21 protein-coding genes are annotated in these 16,845 nt (G+C 72.3%); 8 read left to right on the top strand and 13 right to left on the bottom strand.

Features of this window, described 5'->3' with window-relative positions; all coding sequences use genetic code 11:
• Positions 1-16: 16 nt before the first annotated feature.
• The 4 genes from ACFVSL_RS08830 to ACFVSL_RS08815 are packed head-to-tail and all read right to left on the bottom strand — an operon-like array spanning position 17 to position 3,464.
• A complete protein-coding gene (locus ACFVSL_RS08830) occupies positions 17-913 on the bottom strand; it encodes a DNA-formamidopyrimidine glycosylase family protein (protein WP_386940269.1) in 897 nt (298 codons plus the stop codon).
• A 44-nt stretch (positions 914-957) separates the two neighbouring features.
• Entirely contained in the window at positions 958-1,386 is a 429-nt protein-coding gene (locus tag ACFVSL_RS08825) for a PPOX class F420-dependent oxidoreductase (protein ID WP_386940267.1), read from the bottom strand.
• A gap of 44 nt (positions 1,387-1,430) precedes the next feature.
• Complete coding sequence (locus ACFVSL_RS08820; protein WP_386940265.1) at positions 1,431-3,113, bottom strand: ABC-F family ATP-binding cassette domain-containing protein; 1,683 nt, start codon at positions 3,111-3,113, stop codon at positions 1,431-1,433.
• 36 nt (positions 3,114-3,149) lie between these two features.
• Positions 3,150-3,464 carry an NIPSNAP family protein gene (locus tag ACFVSL_RS08815; RefSeq protein ID WP_386940263.1) on the bottom strand — a complete coding sequence of 105 codons (315 nt, stop codon included), beginning with the start codon at positions 3,462-3,464 and terminating at the stop codon, positions 3,150-3,152.
• An 88-nt stretch (positions 3,465-3,552) separates the two neighbouring features.
• Between ACFVSL_RS08815 and ACFVSL_RS08810 the strand changes: the two genes are divergently transcribed.
• The 4 genes from ACFVSL_RS08810 to ACFVSL_RS08795 all read left to right on the top strand — a co-directional run bounded on the left by ACFVSL_RS08810 (position 3,553) and on the right by ACFVSL_RS08795 (position 8,810).
• The gene (locus ACFVSL_RS08810; RefSeq protein ID WP_386940261.1) at positions 3,553-4,131 is read left to right on the top strand and encodes a 1-acyl-sn-glycerol-3-phosphate acyltransferase; all 579 of its coding nucleotides are present in this window, start codon (positions 3,553-3,555) and stop codon (positions 4,129-4,131) included.
• A gap of 130 nt (positions 4,132-4,261) precedes the next feature.
• On the top strand, positions 4,262-4,738 hold the full coding sequence (locus tag ACFVSL_RS08805) for a DUF2975 domain-containing protein (protein WP_386940260.1): 477 nt from the start codon (positions 4,262-4,264) through the stop codon (positions 4,736-4,738).
• Complete coding sequence (locus ACFVSL_RS08800; protein WP_386940258.1) at positions 4,738-4,989, top strand: helix-turn-helix domain-containing protein; 252 nt, start codon at positions 4,738-4,740, stop codon at positions 4,987-4,989. The genes ACFVSL_RS08805 and ACFVSL_RS08800 overlap by 1 nt, the downstream gene beginning before the upstream one ends.
• Entirely contained in the window at positions 4,986-8,810 is a 3,825-nt protein-coding gene (locus ACFVSL_RS08795) for an SCO7613 C-terminal domain-containing membrane protein (RefSeq protein WP_386940257.1), read from the top strand. Before ACFVSL_RS08800 ends, ACFVSL_RS08795 begins: the two co-directional genes overlap by 4 nt.
• A gap of 32 nt (positions 8,811-8,842) precedes the next feature.
• Here ACFVSL_RS08795 and ACFVSL_RS08790 read toward each other — a convergent pair whose 3' ends face one another.
• Entirely contained in the window at positions 8,843-9,451 is a 609-nt protein-coding gene (locus ACFVSL_RS08790) for a class I SAM-dependent DNA methyltransferase (RefSeq protein ID WP_386940255.1), read from the bottom strand.
• A complete protein-coding gene (locus tag ACFVSL_RS08785; RefSeq protein WP_386940254.1) occupies positions 9,451-10,977 on the bottom strand; it encodes a hypothetical protein in 1,527 nt (508 codons plus the stop codon). The genes ACFVSL_RS08790 and ACFVSL_RS08785 overlap by 1 nt, the downstream gene beginning before the upstream one ends.
• A 115-nt stretch (positions 10,978-11,092) precedes the next feature.
• Here ACFVSL_RS08785 and ACFVSL_RS08780 point away from each other — a divergent pair, with 115 nt between their 5' ends.
• From ACFVSL_RS08780 to ACFVSL_RS08770, 3 genes are all read left to right on the top strand, one after another.
• Positions 11,093-11,437: a LysR family transcriptional regulator gene (locus tag ACFVSL_RS08780; protein WP_386940252.1), complete on the top strand. Its 345-nt coding sequence runs from the start codon at positions 11,093-11,095 to the stop codon at positions 11,435-11,437.
• Positions 11,438-11,500: 63 nt separating this feature from the next.
• On the top strand, positions 11,501-11,905 hold the full coding sequence (locus ACFVSL_RS08775; RefSeq protein ID WP_386940251.1) for a hypothetical protein: 405 nt from the start codon (positions 11,501-11,503) through the stop codon (positions 11,903-11,905).
• Positions 11,906-12,035: 130 nt separating this feature from the next.
• Complete coding sequence (locus ACFVSL_RS08770; RefSeq protein ID WP_386940249.1) at positions 12,036-12,788, top strand: patatin-like phospholipase family protein; 753 nt, start codon at positions 12,036-12,038, stop codon at positions 12,786-12,788.
• A gap of 26 nt (positions 12,789-12,814) precedes the next feature.
• Here ACFVSL_RS08770 and ACFVSL_RS08765 read toward each other — a convergent pair whose 3' ends face one another.
• Positions 12,815-13,363: a GNAT family N-acetyltransferase gene (locus ACFVSL_RS08765; RefSeq protein ID WP_386940247.1), complete on the bottom strand. Its 549-nt coding sequence runs from the start codon at positions 13,361-13,363 to the stop codon at positions 12,815-12,817.
• Positions 13,364-13,386: 23 nt separating this feature from the next.
• Positions 13,387-13,956: a dienelactone hydrolase family protein gene (locus tag ACFVSL_RS08760; RefSeq protein ID WP_386940246.1), complete on the bottom strand. Its 570-nt coding sequence runs from the start codon at positions 13,954-13,956 to the stop codon at positions 13,387-13,389.
• A 67-nt stretch (positions 13,957-14,023) separates the two neighbouring features.
• Between ACFVSL_RS08760 and ACFVSL_RS08755 the strand changes: the two genes are divergently transcribed.
• Entirely contained in the window at positions 14,024-14,587 is a 564-nt protein-coding gene (locus ACFVSL_RS08755; RefSeq protein WP_386940244.1) for an ArsR/SmtB family transcription factor, read from the top strand.
• A gap of 108 nt (positions 14,588-14,695) precedes the next feature.
• Here the strand turns inward: ACFVSL_RS08755 and ACFVSL_RS08750 are convergent, their stop codons facing one another.
• The 5 genes from ACFVSL_RS08750 to ACFVSL_RS08730 all read right to left on the bottom strand — a co-directional run bounded on the left by ACFVSL_RS08750 (position 14,696) and on the right by ACFVSL_RS08730 (position 16,840).
• Positions 14,696-14,938 (bottom strand): hypothetical protein, encoded by a 243-nt coding sequence (locus tag ACFVSL_RS08750; protein ID WP_386940242.1) that lies wholly within the window; start codon positions 14,936-14,938, stop codon positions 14,696-14,698.
• Entirely contained in the window at positions 14,935-15,171 is a 237-nt protein-coding gene (locus ACFVSL_RS08745) for a hypothetical protein (protein WP_386940241.1), read from the bottom strand. Before ACFVSL_RS08745 ends, ACFVSL_RS08750 begins: the two co-directional genes overlap by 4 nt.
• Positions 15,172-15,190: 19 nt before the next feature.
• The gene (locus ACFVSL_RS08740) at positions 15,191-15,523 is read right to left on the bottom strand and encodes a hypothetical protein (RefSeq protein ID WP_386940240.1); all 333 of its coding nucleotides are present in this window, start codon (positions 15,521-15,523) and stop codon (positions 15,191-15,193) included.
• Positions 15,524-15,559: 36 nt separating this feature from the next.
• Positions 15,560-16,090 (bottom strand): VOC family protein, encoded by a 531-nt coding sequence (locus tag ACFVSL_RS08735; RefSeq protein ID WP_386940238.1) that lies wholly within the window; start codon positions 16,088-16,090, stop codon positions 15,560-15,562.
• Positions 16,091-16,171: 81 nt separating this feature from the next.
• Positions 16,172-16,840, bottom strand: coding sequence for a helix-turn-helix domain-containing protein (locus ACFVSL_RS08730; protein WP_386940237.1), 669 nt, complete (start codon positions 16,838-16,840; stop codon positions 16,172-16,174).
• Positions 16,841-16,845 lie beyond the last annotated feature (5 nt).

Genomic DNA, 16,845 nt, shown 5'->3' with positions numbered 1-16,845 from the left:
GCGACGCGTCGGCGGATCACGTCTCGCCCGACCGCAGCGGCAGCACCTCTCCGCCCGTCTGACACGTCGGGCAGTACTCGGCGGTCGTGCTCGCGAACGAGAACTCGCGCACGGTGTCGCCGCAGACCGGGCACGCCTCGCCGGCGCGCCCGTGCACGCGCATGGCGGCGACCTTCTCGGCCTTCAGGCGATCGATCGGGATGCCCCGGCGTGCGTCGATCGCCGCCCCGACCACGCCGACCGTCGCGGTGAAGAGCGCGTCGAGCGCGGCCTCGTCGAGTCGTGCCGCATGGGCGACCGGCGAGGCCTTCGCCGCGTGCAGTATCTCGTCGGAGTAGGCGTTGCCGATGCCCGCGAGGGACTCCTGCTCCTGCAGGATCGCCTTCGTCTGCTTGCGCCGCCCCACCACGGCCGCGTCGAAGTCCGCCCGGGTGAAGGCCGGATCAGCGGGATCGGGTCCGAGCTTCGCGACCGCCGGCACCGCGAAGGCGTCGTCGACGACCCAGACGCCGAGGGAGACCCAGTCGCCCGCGTCGGTGAGCTCGAGATCGACGCGGTCGGCGCCGTCGCCGAACGAGAGCGTCGCGAGCGTCGGCGGCGGCGCGTCGGCGGCGCCTCCTGGCGCGGCGCCCGACGCGAGGCCGGCGTCGGAGGGCTCGCCGGCCTCGGCCCAGCGCGCCCAGCCGTGCCGGCCGAGCGAGACGACGAGGCGGCCCGCGGCCCCGAACACGAGGTCGATGAGCTTGCCGTGCCGTTCGACGGCGGTCACGTGCTCGCCGACGAGCGACTCGGGCGGTCTGCCGCGCGTCTTCTCGATGCGGAACTCGACGACGTCGACGCCGGTGAGCGCTCGGCCCGTGAGCCGGGCGTCGAGCTCCTCCGCCAGTGCCTGCACTTCCGGTGACTCGGGCATGCGCACATGCTCGCACACCCCGCCGACGGCGTCAGCCCCGCGACTCAGCCGAGCGACGCCCCCTCGGCGAACTCGATGACGAGCGCGGTCGAGCGCGAACCCGGCAGGCGTGCCTCGCGCGCGGCGCGGATCTCGCGGTACCGGTCGCCGTACTTCGCCGTGAGTGCCGCGTCGAGCACCTCGCGAACCGCGTCGCCGTCGTCGACGCGAGCAGTCGCCTCGAATGCGACCGCGCCGTCGTCGAGCCCTCCGCGCACATCGGATGCCACGAGCTGCACCCGTGCGGTGTGCGCGAGCCGCTTGACCTTGCCCGAGTCGGCCACGGTCGTCACGAGCAGCCGCTCGCCGTCGCGGACCACCCAGACCGGGGTGTGGACGGCGGCACCGGTGCGACGGAAGGTCGTGAGGAGTACGTACTTCGACTCCGCGAGCGCGAGGAAGCCGTCACGAGCGGGGGCGGCGGTGTGGGACATCCGTCCATTCTCCCGCACCGCTGCGCCGTGCTCGACCGCGCCCGTCACGCCTCGGCGACCCGCCCGCCGACGACGTTCCAGCGCCGGTCCAGCCGCACGTGCTCGAGCATCCGGCGGTCGTGCGTCACGAGCAGGAGGGTGCCCTCGTAGCCGTCGAGCGCCTGCTCGAGCTGCTCGATGGCCGGCAGGTCGAGGTGATTGGTGGGCTCGTCGAGCACGAGCACGTTGACGCCGCGCGCCTGGAGCAGGGCCATGCCCGCCCGGGTCCGTTCGCCGGGCGAGAGGTCGTCGACCGGGCGCAGCACGTGGTCGGCCTTGAGCCCGAACTTGGCGAGCAGGGTGCGCACCTCGCCCGAGCTCAGTTCGGGCACGAGCGCCTCGAACGCGTCGGCGAGCGCTGCACGGCCCGCCAGCTGCGAGCGGGCCTGGTCGATCTCGCCGATCGCGACCGAGGAGCCGAGGCTCGCGCGCCCGCCGTCGGGGGCGATGCGGCCGAGCAGCATCCCGAGCAGGGTCGACTTGCCGGCGCCGTTCGGGCCCGTGATGCCGATGCGGTCGCCCGCCTGCACCTGCAGCGTCACGGGCCCGAGCGTGAAGTCGCCCCGGGTGACCGAGGCGGCGTCGAGGGTCGCGACGACCGACGACGAGCGGGGTGCCTGCCCGATCGTGAACTCGAGCTTCCACTCCTTCCGCGGTTCCTCGACCTCCTCGAGGCGCGCGATGCGGCTCTCCATCTGGCGCACCTTCTGCGCCTGCTTCTCGCTCGACTCCATCGACGCCTTGCGACGGATCTTGTCGTTGTCGGGCGACTTCTTCATGGCGTTGCGCACGCCCTGGCTCGACCACTCGCGCTGCACGCGCGCGCGGGAGACGAGGTCGGCCTTCTTCGCGGCGAACTCCTCGTAGTCCTCGCGCGCGTGCCGGCGGACGGTCTCGCGCTCCTCGAGGTAGGCGTCGTAGCCGCCGCCGTAGAGCCGGTTCGAGTGCTGGGCGAGGTCGAGCTCGAGCACCTTCGTCACGGTGCGGGCGAGGAACTCGCGGTCGTGGCTGACGAGCACGACCCCGCCGCGGAGCCCCGCGACGAACGACTCGAGCCGGGCGAGCCCGTCGAGGTCGAGGTCGTTGGTGGGCTCGTCGAGCAGCACGAGGTCGAATCGCGAGCAGATGAGCGCCGCGAGGCCGACGCGGGCGGCCTGGCCGCCCGAGAGCCCGGTCATGAGCGAGTCGGGGGTGACGGCCGACTCGCCGTCGCCCGTCCCGGTGCCCGACGCGAGCCCGAGCTCGGCGAGCACCGCGGGCAGCCGTTCGTCGAGATCGGCCGCCCCGGAGGCGAGCCAGCGTTCGAGGGCGACCGAGTACTCCTCGCCGGGGTCGACCCCGGCCGGCGGCTCGGCGAGCGCGAGCAGCTCGGCCGCGGCATCCAGGCGGGCGGATGCCTCGGCGCACCCCGTGCGCCGGGCCACGTACTGCGCGATCGTCTCGCCCTCGACCCGCTCGTGCTCCTGCGGCAGCCAGCCGACGAAGGCGTCGGAGGGGGCGAGCGAGACCGTGCCGGCGAGCGGCGCGACGGCACCGCCGAGGATCCCGAGGAGCGTCGACTTGCCCGCGCCGTTCGCGCCGACGACGCCGACGACGTCGCCCGGTGCGACCGTGAGGTCGAGGTCGTCGAACAGCGTGCGGTGGGCGTATCCGCCCGCGAGTCCCTGGGCCACGAGTGCTGCAGTCACCTGGCAACCCTAGCCAGCACGCGCTGGGAGCATCGCCTACTCGAAGACGGGCGCGAGGAAGCGGCGCTCGTATCGGCGGATGCACTTCGTCTCGACGGCGAAGCGGAACGCCTCGAGGCACTCGGCGTCCTCGGCCGACGCGAGGCGGTACTGCTCGTAGGCGGCGAGCGACGGGAACGTGAACAGCGCGAAGGCCTCGTCGCTGTCGCCCTCGCTCGGCAGGAAGTAGCCGTGGTGCGCGCCCCCGAGCCGGTTCACGAGCCGGATCCAGCGCTCGCCGTACTCGCGGAACTCGGCGATCTTGTCGGGGTCGATCTCGTAGCGGAGGTGCACGGTGACAGGGTTGCTCATCCGAGACATCCTGCTGCATTCGACGCCGGCCTCGCGACCGCCGTGACGCATACCGACCCAGACATATGCGATCGCATACGGTTGCCGCATGCTGCGTCGCCTCGTCTCCGGTGTCTACTGGGCTCTCAGCCGGTGGACCCTCGCGGGCGAGCCAGCCCCGAAGCGCCCTTCGGTGCTCGTCGGAGCCCCGCACACCTCGAACTGGGACTTCGTGCTCATGCTCGCCATCGCCTGGCGGCTCGGCATCGACGTGCGCTGGCTCGGCAAGAAGAGCCTGTTCACCGGCTGGCGCGGCCCGATCATGCGCGGACTCGGCGGCATCCCCGTCGATCGCGCCGACCCAAGCCGCGTCGTCGGCGAGGTCGTCGAGCGCATCCGCGCGGGCGAGGTGTTCGGACTGGTCGTCACCCCCGACGGCACGCGCGGCGCGCACGAGTACTGGAAGTCGGGCTTCTACCGCATCGCCCGCGAGACCGGCATGCCGGTCACCCTGGGCTACGTCGACCGCACCACGATGACGACGGGCCTCGGCCCGACCATCGAGCTCACCGGCGACGTCGCCGCCGACATGTACGTCATCCGCGCGTTCTACGCCGACAAGGCGGGGGTGCGCCCCGAGCAGCGGGTCGAGCCGCGCCTGCGCGAGGAGCAGGGCTCGGCGGGCTGACGCCCGCCCGCGCATCGTCGGATCAGGCCCCGCCGCTCGCCGGCGGGGTCTTCTGCGCGCCGCTACCGAATTCGGCGGCCCATGTGTATCGTTTCTCGATAGGTGTCTACCGATTATCGATAGGAATCACATGCAACGGCCCACCCTCATCGTGCTCAAGGCCCTCATCGCCGTGATGCTCCTGCTGCTGCTCTCCTGCCAGCTGTTCCTCGTGCCGGGCACGGCGCAGAACCTCGCCGCCGACTACCCCGAGCTCGCCGGCCTCCAGGTTCCGGGCATCGTGATCGCCGTGCTGTTCCTCGCCTGCGTCGAGGTCGTCATGCTCTGCGTCTGGCGGCTCCTCTCGATGGTGGGCGAGCAGAGCATCTTCGGCTCGGACGCGTTCCGCTGGGTCGACCTCATCCTCGCGTCGATCATCGCCGCGACCCTGCTCATCGCCGTCGCCGGCGTGCTCCTGTTCGCCGCGGGGGTCGCGAACCCGTCGGTGCAGCTGCTCTGCGCGCTCGGCATCGTCGTCGGCTCGGGACTGGCCCTCCTCGTCGGGGTCATGCGAGGGCTGCTGACCAACGCGGCGCAGCTGCAGCACGACCTCTCCGAGGTCGTCTGATGGCCATCGTGATCGACCTCGACGTCGAGCTCGCCCGCCGCAAGATGTCGGTCGCCGACCTCGCGGCCGCGATCGACATCACCCCGGTCAACGTCTCGGTGCTGAAGAACGGGCGCGCGAAGGCCGTGCGCTTCTCGACGCTCGACGCCATCTGCCGCGTGCTCGAGTGCCAGCCCGGCGACATCCTGCGCTGGGTGCCCGACGACGGCGCGGACGCCCCGACCCGGCCCGAATCGACGGTGTCGGCATGACCCTTCCCGTCGTCTCCCCCGCCCGCGGCTGGAGCGACGCCGCCGCGGCATACCTGCTCGATGCCACCGCATGCCCGGTGTGCGCACGCGATCGACTGCGCGAGGGGCGCTGCCCGACGTGCGGCGCGGTGATCGACGCCGCGCTCGCCGCCGAGCTCGCGGCCGCCTCCGTGCAGGCCGCGAACGCGATCGGCGCCCGGCAGGCGGTCGTCGAACGGATCGCGGCGACCGTCCCGGCCGCCACGACGAGGCAGGCGGATGCCGCGGCGCCCGCCGTGACCGCAGCGGCGGCCGCGACGTCCGACCATGCGGCGGCCGCGCCCGTGACGCCGCCGCCGTCCCGCCGCGAGTCGACCGCGACCGTGCAGTCGGTGCTCGCGGTCGCGGGCGCCGGGCTGCTCGCGGTCGCGGCCGTCGTGTTCACCTTCTTCAACCCCGACCTCACCGACCACGGCGCCCGCAGCGCGATCATCGCGGCGATCACCCTGGTGTTCCTCGGCGGCGCCTGGTGGCTCGCCCGGCGAGGCCTGCGCTTCTCGGCCGAGTCGGTCGGCGGGCTCGGCCTCGTGTTCGTCGCCCTCGACGTCTCGTCGTTCGTCGAGCTCGCGGCCGCTCCGGCGAGCGCGTGGTCTGCTGCGGCGGTCGGCACGCTCGTCGGCGGTGCGGTGATGGCGGCGATGGGGCTGCTCGCGCGTATCCGCGTCTGGCTCTGGACCTCGCTGGTCGCCCTCACCGCGGTGCCGGCGATGTTCGGGTACGCGGGCGCCACGGCCGGTACCGCACTGGCCGGACACCTCGGCGCCGCCTTCACCGCGTTCGCGCTCGTCGCACTCGCCCGTCGTGCGGCCCGGCGCTTCGGCACCGAGCTCCTCGCCGAGCAGCGAACCCTCACCGCGATGCAGGTCGCGGCGGTCCCGCTCGCCCTCGTGCTGCTGCCGTTCGTCGCCACCTCGTCGAGCACGACGCACTGGCTCCTCGCGTCGGGGGCGTTCGCCGCCGTCACGGTGCTCGGCGTGCTCTCCGCACGGCACCCGGCACGGGGCCTCTGGAGCACGGTCGCCGGATTCGCCGGCGTCGTCTCGGTCGCGCTGCTGCCGTTCGGCCTCGGACTCGACCGCATGCCGGAGCCCTGGATGCTCGTGGTGCTCGTCGCGGGCGCGCAGCTCGGCGTCATCGCGGCGTGGCTGTCGATGCCGGGACTGCCCCGGCTCGTGCCCGGCGCATTCGGCGCGGGCGCCCTCGTCGCCGCCGGGGCAGCCGTCGTCGCGCCGGCGTTCGCCGGGATCGTGACGGTGCTCGTGACCCTGGCGGGCAGGCTCTCGCCCGTGCCCGGCGGACTGCCGCTCGAGGCGCCCGGCGACCTCGTCGCCGTGGCCTCGTCGTGTGCCGCGGCCGCGCTCGGCGCCGGGGCGCTCGCCGTGATCTCGTCCCGCCGTCGCGCACGCGAGATGCCCGCGCGCGACGCCGCACCCGCGTCGGCCGCCGCGATCGCGGTCGACGGCCCGTTCGGCACCGTCGCGGTGCTGCTCGGCATGCTCGCCTGGTTGCAGCTCGCCTGCGTGCCGGCCCTCGCGATCGGCGTGCGCATCGCGATCGCGCTGGCCCTCGTGCTCGGCGTCGCCGCCCTCCTCCGGTTCGTCGCCGTCCTCGGCCGGCGCACGCTCGTCGGCGTCGCACTCCGCGGCGGCGCGCACCTCGCGGTCGTGCTCGGCGCGTTCGTCGCGAGCACGGATGCCTCGACGCAGCCGTGGGCCGGCATCGCAGTGCTCGTCGGGGTCGCCGCCCTCGCACTCGTGGCCCCTGCCGGGCTCCGGTTCCTGTACGTCGGCGCCGGCTTCGCCTACGCGCTCACCGTCGTCGCGACCGTGCTCGGCACGACGGAGCTCGCGGGCATCGCGCAGTGGTGCCTCACGACCGCCGCCGGCCTGCTCGTGGCGATCGTCGCGACGTTCCTGCCGCGCATCGGCGCGCGGTCGTGGTGGGCGATCCTCGCGGTCGCCGCCGTGCCGTTCGGCATCGGGATCGTGCAGGTGATGTTCGAGCGCAGCGGGTGGACGGCGCTGTCGACCGGGCTCATGCTCCTCCTCGCCGTCGCGCTCGTCGTCACGAGACGCCCCGGCCTCGGCATCGCACTGCGTGCCGCCGCGGCGGCGCTCGTCGTGCCGAGCGCCGCGGTCGTCGTGGTCTGCCTCGGCGCCGAGGTGCTCGCCGGCAGCGCCTCGCCGGTCGTGCTGCCCGTCATCGCGGTGCTCGTCGCCGCCGTGCTGCCCGCGAGCACGGCGATCGGACGCGCGCTCGAACGCCACGGGCTCGGCACGGCGCCGTCCCGTGCCGCGCGCATCGCCATCGAGGCCTCGACGCTCGCAACCGGCGCGATCGCCGTGCTGCTCTCGCTCCTGCGCAGTGCCGCCGGACTCGAGACGACGTTCACCGTCTTCGTCATCCTCGGGCTCGGCGCGACGGCGATGGCCGTCGTGCAGCGCCGCCGGCTCGGCTGGTGGCTCGCGGGGGCGAGCTTCACGGGCGCGCTCTGGAGCGCCTGGGGCCTCGCCGGGGTCACCGACATCGAGGCCTACCTCGTGCCGCCCGGGATCGGCGCGGCGTTCGTGGGAGCGGTGCTCGTCCTCCGCGGTGCGCGCGGCGTGGCACTCGTGGCATCCGGCCTGCTGGTCGCGATCGTGCCCACGCTCGCCGCCGTGGCCCTCTCGATCCCCTCCGGCGGCGGCAGCCTCGCCGCCGACGTGCGCAGCTGGGCGATGATCGGCACGGCGTGGCTGCTCGTCGCGGTCGGGCTGCTGCTCGGCCGCACGAGCGGCTCCCCCGCCGCTCCGGCGGGCCCCGCTCGCCGCTCACGACTCCGGTCGCTGCGACCGGCCGTGTTCGCGGCCGCGATCGTCGCCGCCTCCGGGGCAGCGCTGCAGGGCGTCCGCCTCGGCCTCGACGGCATGCCCGCGATGTCGGCGAGTGCCGTCCCGCTCATGCTCGTCTGCGCCGGCGTCGGGCTGCTCGGCGCTGCCGCCGCCGCCGCCGCAGCTCGCGCGATCGGAGCCGCGGCCGCACCGGGTTCGGCGCTGTCGCGCTCGCGCTGGCTCACCGCGCCGGCGTTCGTGTTCGTCGCCGTCGCGGCCTGGCCGGCGATCCGTGCCGAATGGCCCGAGATCTGGTCGATGTGGGCGCTCATGCTCGCCCTGCTCATGGTCATGCTGGTCGCCGCGGTGCGTTCGTTCGCCGCGCGCACGAGCCTGCCGCCCGTGTGGTTCCTGTTCGCGCTCGCGTTCGTGACCTCGGTGGTCGCGTGGAGCCCGCGCGAACTGCGCGTCGAGTGGTTCTCGGTGCCGCTCGGGCTCTTCCTGCTCGCGGCGGGCGTCGTCGCGCTGCGGCGCGCCGGTGAGCCGGCGACGACGTCCGGATCGCCGGCAGGAGACTCGATCGCCGCACGGCTCACCGCCTGGCCGGCGGGCCCGAGCGGCTCGTGGGCGCTCCTCGCGCCCGGCCTCGTGGTGCTGCTCTCCGCGTCCATCACCGCGACGTTCACCGACCCGCAGACCTGGCGGGCCATCCTCGTCATCGTGTTCGCGCTCACCGCGATCCTCGTCGGCTCGGCCCGCAAGCTCGCGGCGCCGTTCCTCATCGGCATCATCGTGCTGCCGATCGAGAACGTCGTCGTCTTCGCCGTGCAGATCGGGCGCGGCATCGAGTCGATGCCGTGGTGGATCACCCTCGCCGTCGTCGGCGCGGTGCTGCTCATCATCGCCGTGACGAGCGAGCGGCGGGTCGGCGCACAGCAGGGCATCGCCGCACGGCTCGGCGACCTCCGGTGAGGCGTCGGCGGGGGGCCTGAGGCCGAGCTCGCTCAGGCCGCGCGACGTCGCGCGAGGATCGCCGCGTGCGGACGACTGCCCGCGTCGTGGCGCGCGTGCGTCTCGACGACGTCGAAGCCCGAGGCGACGAGCGTGCGTTCCATCTCGCGGGTCGGCCAGCGATACGCGGTGACGACCGCGTGGTCGAATGGCTCGAGCCGTTCGCCGTCGACGAAGCCGAGGAGGAGCGTCGCCCCGGGCCGGAGGCACCGCGCGAACTCGTCGAGCACGGCCGGCACCGCGTGGGGCTCGGTGTGGATGATCGAGTACCACGAGAGCAGTCCGCCGAGCGAGGCATCCTCGACGGGCAGCGAGCCGAGCTCGCCGGTGCGGAAGTCGAGGTCGGGGAAGCGCCGGGCGGCGATGTCGACGAACTCGGGCACGAGGTCGATGCCGACGACCTCGACCCCGCGGTCGTGCAGGAACCTCGTCCAGTGCCCCGGCCCGCACCCGGCGTCGATCGCGCTGCCGCCGATGCTCTCCGCCCAGCGTGCGATCAGCTCGCGATCCTGTTCGGCCAGGTCGTCGACCGAGCCGAGCAGGGCGGTGTACTCGCCCGCACGGGCGCCGTAGCGCTCGCGAACCTCCTGCGACGTCACCATCAGTCGGGCTCGGCGATGCCGCGAGCGCGGAGTTCGCGGATGAATCGGAAATCGTCGTCGGCCGCCCGCCCGTGCGGATCGACGACCAGGACCGCGTCCTCCCATCCGTGCCTCTCGGCGAACTCGAGGGTGATGTGGAGCACCGACCGCCCGCCATCGATCGAGCGCCAGTCGGACGTCGCCAGCGACTCCGCGGTGACGACGGCATGGAGCTCGGGATTGCGTCGGATGAACCGCGAGGGATAGCCGCGGATCTCGATGTCGCCGGTGGCGTCACGGAGGTCGAGCATCCACTCGGGGTCCTCGAGTCGGGCGCGATGCCACTCGGCGTAGCGATGCCCGACCGCGGGGTCGGGGTCATGCAGTTCGGGGTTGAGGACGAGGTGACGGATACGGCCGCGAAGCGTCACCCGCCTCAGCTCGCAACCGAACACGAACCCGAAGTCGGTCGTGTTGCGGAGCCCGTCGACGACGACGTCCTCCAGCACGGCGCCGCTCACCGACGCCGATCGGATCTCGAGGTCGGTGACCTGCACTCGGGCGAGACGAGCCCGCTCGCCGCCGGTGCCGGCCCGCGCGACATCGCAGCCGTCGAGCGTGATCCGCGCTGCGGAGACATCCGTGAGCTCGTCGCCCGCTTCGAGACGGATGCCTCGGACGACCGTGCGCGGCGGGGTGCGGCGTGCACGCTGCCGCAGGATCGCCTCGGCCGATCTCGTCGCCGCGGTGACGAGCGCCTCGAGCGTCGAATCGCGGTCGCGGGCTCCGCCCGCGGCGGCCGCTCCGCCCTGCATCTCGAACAGCCCGGTCACCGCCGTGAGCCCCCGAGCGGGGCCGAGGTCGGGCGCGGCGGCGATGACGCCGTCGCGCACGAGGTGGGCGCTCTCGACACCGTCGGGGAGATCGGCCCTGGCCAGCGTCTCGCCGTCGCCGGAGACGACGACCAGCTGCTGCGGGGCTCCCCGCTCGGCGTTCGTGGCGCCGACGAGCAGGCCGGCCTCGCGCAGGAGCACGCGCTGGATGCCGGCAGCGGCCGCCTCGGTGCCGATCGGCTCGACTGCGGCGACGCGCCGTCGCCGGCGACCGGCGAAGCTCAGCGACTCGAGTGACACGAGCACCTCCGTGGAGCCGACGCGGTTGCCGACGACGACGCGACCGGGGTCGTCCTCGTCGAAGCGCAGGAGGCTGTTGTGCTTGCCGATCTTCGCCGTCAGGCTGCGGACGACCTCGAGGGCTCCGAGATCGAACTCGACGAGCCCGTAGTCGCCGAGCAGCAGCGCACGATCGCCGGGAAGCGCGAGCGCCGCGCGAATCGGGCTGCGGAGTCCTCCGCCGACCCGCCACGTGCCGTCGTCGAGGTCGAGCACGCCGAGCTTCGACGTCGCCCTCCCCTCGACCCACGACGTGAGCAGGTGACACGAGCCGAGCACTCGCGTGACGGTGCCGAAGTACCGTGGGGCGTCCTCGGGGATCGGCGCGGGGAGGTCGACCGTCGTCGCCCCGACCGCTCGGGCTCTGGCTGGCATCACCGCAGACTACGGGACACGGGTGACACGACGGCCGCCGTGCTCGGTGGGATCGAGCCCGAACTCACGTACCCTGAGACCACCGCGGTACGCGCGGACTGACGAAGGGCCTCCCGTGAAGATCGCCGATCTCCGACGATTCATCGCCGTCGCCGAGGAGTTGCACTTCCCGCGCGCGGCCGAGCGTCTCGGCATCCCGCTGGCCTCGCTCTACACCTCGATCGAGAAGCTCGAGACCGAGGTCGGCCACCCGCTCCTCACCCGGCAGGCACCGACCCGACTGACCGAGGTCGGCGCCGCGTTCCTCCCCGAAGCCGAGGCTCGGGTCGCTGCGGCTCCCCCGCCCGTCGAGAAGTCGACGGTGAAGTCCGGCGGCAAGGCGAAGGCGTCGAAGGGCAAGGGCCGCGCCCCGATCGTCAAGGGGCAGCCGAAGCCCTACAAGAAGCGTCAGGGGCGCTGACCCGCACGGCTCCGAGGCCGGTGCATGTTCCCCGCGCACTGCACCACCTGACACGATGGGCGCATGACGCGCTACGCGATCGATACCGAAACAGCCCTCCGTGTCATCCGCGACGGCGTCACGCCGCACGAGGGCCACCGACTCGTCGCACCTGCGGTGCTGCGTTCGCACGTGCTCTCGCTGCTCTACCGCGAGGTGCACGAAGGCCGACTCGACGAGCGCGCCGGCCGCGAGCTGCTCGAACGACTGGCCGAGCTGAAGATCCGCCTCCTCGGCGACCGGGTGTCGCGCGCGGTCGCCTGGAAGCTCGCCGCCCGGCTCGACTGGGCCGACACCCCGCTCGCGGAGTACCTCGCCGTCGCCTCGTTGCAGGCCGACGCCTTGATCACCGCCGATGCGGATCTCGCCGCGGCGGCAACGGGTATCGTGCCGCTGGCGCCCTTCGCGGCGCTCACCCTGGCGGAGTGACCGGCTCGACCCGCTCCCTCGTCTCGAGCCCTCGGGCTGCACCCCGCACTCAGGGTTCTCACCGCCACCGCACAGCATCACCCGGCATGGGCAGGCTACGGTCGAGCGCAGACAGATCGGAGAACCGGACGTGATCGCGAGCGACGACCCCGCCCTCGGCCTCACCCTGAGCGGCGGCGCCGCGTTCGGGGCAGCACACGTCGGCGTGCTGCACGAGCTCGAGGCCCGTGGCATCCGCCCCGGCATCGCGGTCGGTACGAGCTCCGGCGCGCTGATCGCCGCCGCCTACGCGGCCGGCTTCGACGCGACGCAGATCGAACGCGTCGCCCTCGACTTCCGTTGGCGGCAGATCGCCCGCTGGTCGTTCGCTCCGCGGCTGGGGCTGCTCGACTCTCGTGCGATCGACGACGCCGTCCGGCGCGTGTTCGGCTGCGATCCGCTGATCGAAGAGCTGCCGCGACGCTTCGGCGCGGTCGCCACCGACCTCCGCACCCGGCGCGCGGTGATCATCGACCGCGGGCCGCTGAGCGTCGCGCTGCGGTCGACCATCGCGGTACCGGGCCTGCTCGCACCCGTCCGTCGCCACGGTGCGCTGCTCGCCGACGGCGGCATGGTCGACAACGTGCCGTTCGCCGCCGCCCGCGAGCTCGGCGCCTCGGAGGTCGTCGTCGTGCGCCTGCATGCGAAGTTCGAGAACGTCCGCATGATGCGGACGGTGAGCCGCACCGCCGACCTCGTGCGCGACCCCTCGGTCGTGCTCGTCCAGCCCGAGATGGAGGGCATGGCGCAGTGGACGATGTCGGATGCCCCGCGCCTCATCGCCGAGGGACGCCGTGCCGCGGCCGTGGCGCTCGACGCCGCGTCCGTGCTCGCAGCCGCCTGAGTCCGCGCGGCTCGCCGTTCGCGCGCTCAGCGCTCCCAGTCGCGGCGCAACAGCCCGTACACCCAGCTGTCGGACACGTCGCCGTTGACGATGCAGTCCTCGCGCAACGTGCCCTCGCGTTCGAAGCCGAGCTTCTCGAGCACCCGAGCCGACGCGACGTTGCGGGTGTCGGTCTCGGACTGCACCCGGTTGAGGTCGAGCGCGTCGAAGGCCCACCCGAGCAGTGCACGGGATGACTCGGTCGCATAGCCGTGACCCCACGCCGACTGTGTGAAGCAGTAGCCGAGCGACGCGCTCCTGAAGTCGGGGTTCCAGCTGTTGAAGGTGGCCCAACCGACGAACGAACCGTCGCTGATCCGTTCGATCGCGACGCGCGCACCGCTGCCCTCCTCCGCCATGCGCCGGCATCCGGTCATGAAGCGTTCGATCGACGCCCGGTCGGTCCACGGCGGCGAGTCCCAGTAGCGCAGCACCTCGGCGTCGCTGTTCAGTGCGTAGAGCGCGTCGCCGTCGGCGTCGGCGAAGGGCCGCAGGCGCAGTCGTTCGGTTTCGAGTGTGGGTGTCGGGAGGGTCACCTCGTCATCGTCGCACAACCGGGTCAGGCCTCGGTGAGGAACCTCCGCACTCGCTCGGTGAGCAGCGCAGCGGCCTCGGGGTCGTACGCGCCGAGCGAGGAGTCGGCGAAGAGGTGCTGGTCGCCGGGGTAGACGAACAGCTCGGCCTCGCTCGTGGAGGCGACGAGCGCGCGCGCGGCCGGCAGGTCCTCGTCGAAGAACTCGTCGCCCTCCTTGCCGTGGATCTGCACCGGCACGCCCTCGGGCCAGGCTCCCCCGAACTCGTCGACCGGAAGGCAGGAGTACATGAGCAGCGCCCCTCGGGCACCCGGCCGGGTCTGCGTGAGGCGCTGGGCGATCGTCACGCCGAAGGAGAACCCGGCGTAGACGAGTTCAGGGCCGAGCTCGTCGGCGGCGGCCGCGCCGCGCTCACGGATCGCGTCGAACCCCGCCTCCTTCGCGAACGCGAACCCCTCCTCGATGCTGTCGAATGTGCGGCCGTCGAACAGATCGGGCGTGTGCACGGTGTGGCCGTCCTGCCGGAGCTCGTCGGCGAAGGCCCGCACGCCCTCGGTGAGTCCCTGGATGTGGTGGTACAGCAGCACTTCGGCCATGTCAGCGGCGCCCTTCTCCGATTGATCGAATATTCTGGATCATTCGAGAATGCTAGTCTGTTCGGTCATGGCGGACAACCCTCCCGGCTACGAGCTCGCCGATCGGATGGCGCTGACCGAGCCCGCCCAGGTTCGGGCGATCGGCCACCCGCTCCGCACGACGATCCTCCAGCTCCTCCACGAGCGGGCCGCGACCGTCACCGAGCTGGCGAGCGCCCTCGACCGCCCGAAGAGCACGGTCGCGCACCACGTCGATGTGCTCGCCCGCAACGGCCTGCTGCAGGTCGTGCGCACGCGGAAGGTGCGCGCGATCGAGGAGCGCTTCTACGGTCGCACCGCGCGCATGTTCACCATCGCGACGGAGCCGTCATCCGCCGTCGGCGAGGCGTCCGGCGACTTCAACGACTTCGTGGTCGCCGCCCGCGAGTCTGCGGCGGCCTTCGACGAGGGAAAGCTCTGGGGCTTCATCCGCCACGCACGCATCTCGGAGGATCAGGCCTCGGAGTTCTGGCGGCGCATGGCCGAGCTCGTGGAGGAGTTCGACCGGCTGCCGCGCTCGGGCGAGACGGTGTACGGGTTCGCGATCGGGGTCTACCCCACCGACTACCCGGCGCTGCCGGCGTCCGACTGAGCGCTCGCTGCCACTGGAGTTCACACCGTCGACCGCGACCGTGCCGAAGAACACACCGGTCCTCGTCCTGCACGACGCAGTCATATCACCTGACGGCGGAGCCGCCCGCTACTCAGCCTCGAAATCAGAGTCGAGCTCGGGTGTGCGCCCGACGCGGACAAGCTGCCGGATGAACTGCACCTCCATCGCCGCCGCGCCGATCGCGACAACGAGGAACATGGGATCCTTCGCGATGCCGACGCTCGCAGCGCCGAGGAAGATGCACGCGCAAATGATGATGTTCCACCACGCCTGAACACGTCGGCCGCGGCCGGTCGTGACCCAGCCGATCGCGGAATCGAGTCGACTCACCGAATCGCTCCCGTGAGCGAGCCGATGACCATGCCGACGCCTGCGCAGACGAGGACCGCTCCGCCGAACGCCATCAGCAGCGGCGACTGCGTGCGTTCGGTGAGCTTGATCCCCTGCTGCTCACGCTGCTTCCGCGCTGCCGCAGAGATGGCCTCCCGCTTCACAATGAACATCGCGCCGAACGGGATGGCGAACAGACCCCATACGAGAGCGGCGATCTGGCCTTCGGTCACGTCTCGGAATGCTACGGCATCACGACCGTCCGAGTGGGCCGCGCTGAGCCGGAACTCGCGACATTTCCTCCGCTCGCCGTCGCGCGATATCTCGGACTCCGCGGATCGATTCGTCGGATTCGGCCTCGGCGTCGTCGTCGAGCCACCGAGCGAGCAGCAGGTGATCTCGTTGGTCGCCGATGGCGTCCTGCAGTGCCGCGCCGACGGCCGCAGCCTGCTCGTCACCGAGCGCTTCGGCGAGGTACCGCAGGGCCCGCGCGTGCTTGCGGACCTCGTGTCGGACCTCCCACTCGTCGAGCCCGTCGACGGCCTCGACCTTCGACGCCGACAGCGGCACCCCGGTCCGGAGCACGTCGCAGGCCTCGACGGCGACGGCACGATGCCGCTCTCAGCCCTTCGGGTCACGCAGGGCGGTCATCGCGTCGAGCAGCGTGTCGTGGATGTAGGCGAGCTCGGGCGAGACCTCACCCCACCCTTCGCCGTGCTCCTCGACGGTCCAGTCGCTCTCGCCGGACGTCTCCTCCCAAGCCTGCTCGCCGTGCTGCCAGATCCACCAGAGGTTCGCGCTCGCATCCTGGACCCTGGCGAACTGGGTCCCGAAGAAGTCGGTCGGCTTCGTGATGAGCCGTGCGTCGCGGGCGAGGGCACGCTCGAGCACCGCGTCGAGGTCATCGACGTACACCTGCAGGAGGCTCGGCGTGAAGGGCCAGTCGGGCTTGCGCTCGGCGAACATGATGGTCGTCGTGCCGACGCGAACCTCAGCCTGCAGAAGGAGGCCGTCGTCGTCGACGGTGCGGGCCTCCGCGCGTTCCTCGCCGTCGAACACCTCGACGACGAACCGAGCGAGCTCATCGGCGTCGCTCGTGATGATGAAGGGGTTGACCGTGGCATAGCCCTCGGGGGCGGCGGGTACAGACATCGTGTGCTCCTGTCCTCGTGGTGGATGCGATGCCCACAGTCCATCACTGAGCGAAGGTCGCCGTATTGAACATTCCCGCCATCATCGGCCCGACAGCACCGTGGCCGGGGTCTGGCCGTGGAAGGCCCGCAGCGAACGTGTCAGATGGGCCTGGTCCGCGAAACCGCAGCGTGCAGCGCATTCGACCGGCGGCACGCCCTGCAGCAGCAGAGCGAACGCTTCGCGTGCTCGCGAAAGCTGCTCGATCTGCTTGCGCGTGAGCCCGGTCGCGGCGCGGACCCGGCGCTGCCGGTGCCGTTCCGAGTAACCCGCGTCATCGCCGGAGAGCATCCGCCGGACGTCGTCGTCGCTCCGCAGCACGTCGAGTTCCAGAAGACGATCGGCGAAGGCCTCGAGATCCTCGAACTCCGGGAACGGCACCTCCTGCTGCGCAAGCGTGACGTGCCCGGCTTCGACGACGAGCCGCTGCTCGCCGCCGAGCAGAAGCTGCTTGCTCACTCCGGGCAGGATGGCGTGAGCCTTCAGCTGGATGCCCCAGCTGTGCTCTCCGATCGTCGAGCGGATCCAGCGGTGCCCCAGGGTCGGACCCGCCAGTCCGGCGAGCAACTCCCCATCGGGCTCGCGGGCGAACCACAGGTCCCAGTACTCGACCGCCGGCACGAGGTAGCGCTCGTCTCGCGTCGCATGCGCCTGCCACACGCATTCCAGCACGGGCGAGTCGGGATGGTGCTCCTCGTAGATGCGCTCCATCCGAG

Origin of the sequence: Agromyces sp. NPDC058064 (assembly GCF_042885275.1) — a bacterium.
Lineage (GTDB): Bacteria > Actinomycetota > Actinomycetes > Actinomycetales > Microbacteriaceae > Agromyces.
Note: the sequence above shows the minus strand (reverse complement) of the source record. Positions and strands in the feature narration are given on the sequence as shown.

Excerpts from the sequence above, each read along its gene's own strand:
- ACFVSL_RS08830 (WP_386940269.1), bottom strand. The coding sequence starts at position 913 with ATGCCCGAGTCACCGGAAGTGCAGGCACTGGCGGAGGAGCTCGACGCC.
- ACFVSL_RS08825 (WP_386940267.1), bottom strand. The coding sequence starts at position 1,386 with ATGTCCCACACCGCCGCCCCCGCTCGTGACGGCTTCCTCGCGCTCGCG.
- ACFVSL_RS08815 (WP_386940263.1), bottom strand. The coding sequence starts at position 3,464 with ATGAGCAACCCTGTCACCGTGCACCTCCGCTACGAGATCGACCCCGAC.
- ACFVSL_RS08810 (WP_386940261.1), top strand. The coding sequence starts at position 3,553 with ATGCTGCGTCGCCTCGTCTCCGGTGTCTACTGGGCTCTCAGCCGGTGG.
- ACFVSL_RS08805 (WP_386940260.1), top strand. The coding sequence starts at position 4,262 with ATGCAACGGCCCACCCTCATCGTGCTCAAGGCCCTCATCGCCGTGATG.
- ACFVSL_RS08800 (WP_386940258.1), top strand. The coding sequence starts at position 4,738 with ATGGCCATCGTGATCGACCTCGACGTCGAGCTCGCCCGCCGCAAGATG.
- ACFVSL_RS08795 (WP_386940257.1), top strand. The coding sequence starts at position 4,986 with ATGACCCTTCCCGTCGTCTCCCCCGCCCGCGGCTGGAGCGACGCCGCC.
- ACFVSL_RS08790 (WP_386940255.1), bottom strand. The coding sequence starts at position 9,451 with ATGGTGACGTCGCAGGAGGTTCGCGAGCGCTACGGCGCCCGTGCGGGC.
- ACFVSL_RS08785 (WP_386940254.1), bottom strand. The coding sequence starts at position 10,977 with ATGCCAGCCAGAGCCCGAGCGGTCGGGGCGACGACGGTCGACCTCCCC.
- ACFVSL_RS08775 (WP_386940251.1), top strand. The coding sequence starts at position 11,501 with ATGACGCGCTACGCGATCGATACCGAAACAGCCCTCCGTGTCATCCGC.
- ACFVSL_RS08760 (WP_386940246.1), bottom strand. The coding sequence starts at position 13,956 with ATGGCCGAAGTGCTGCTGTACCACCACATCCAGGGACTCACCGAGGGC.
- ACFVSL_RS08755 (WP_386940244.1), top strand. The coding sequence starts at position 14,024 with ATGGCGGACAACCCTCCCGGCTACGAGCTCGCCGATCGGATGGCGCTG.
- ACFVSL_RS08735 (WP_386940238.1), bottom strand. The coding sequence starts at position 16,090 with ATGTCTGTACCCGCCGCCCCCGAGGGCTATGCCACGGTCAACCCCTTC.
- ACFVSL_RS08730 (WP_386940237.1), bottom strand. The coding sequence starts at position 16,840 with ATGGAGCGCATCTACGAGGAGCACCATCCCGACTCGCCCGTGCTGGAA.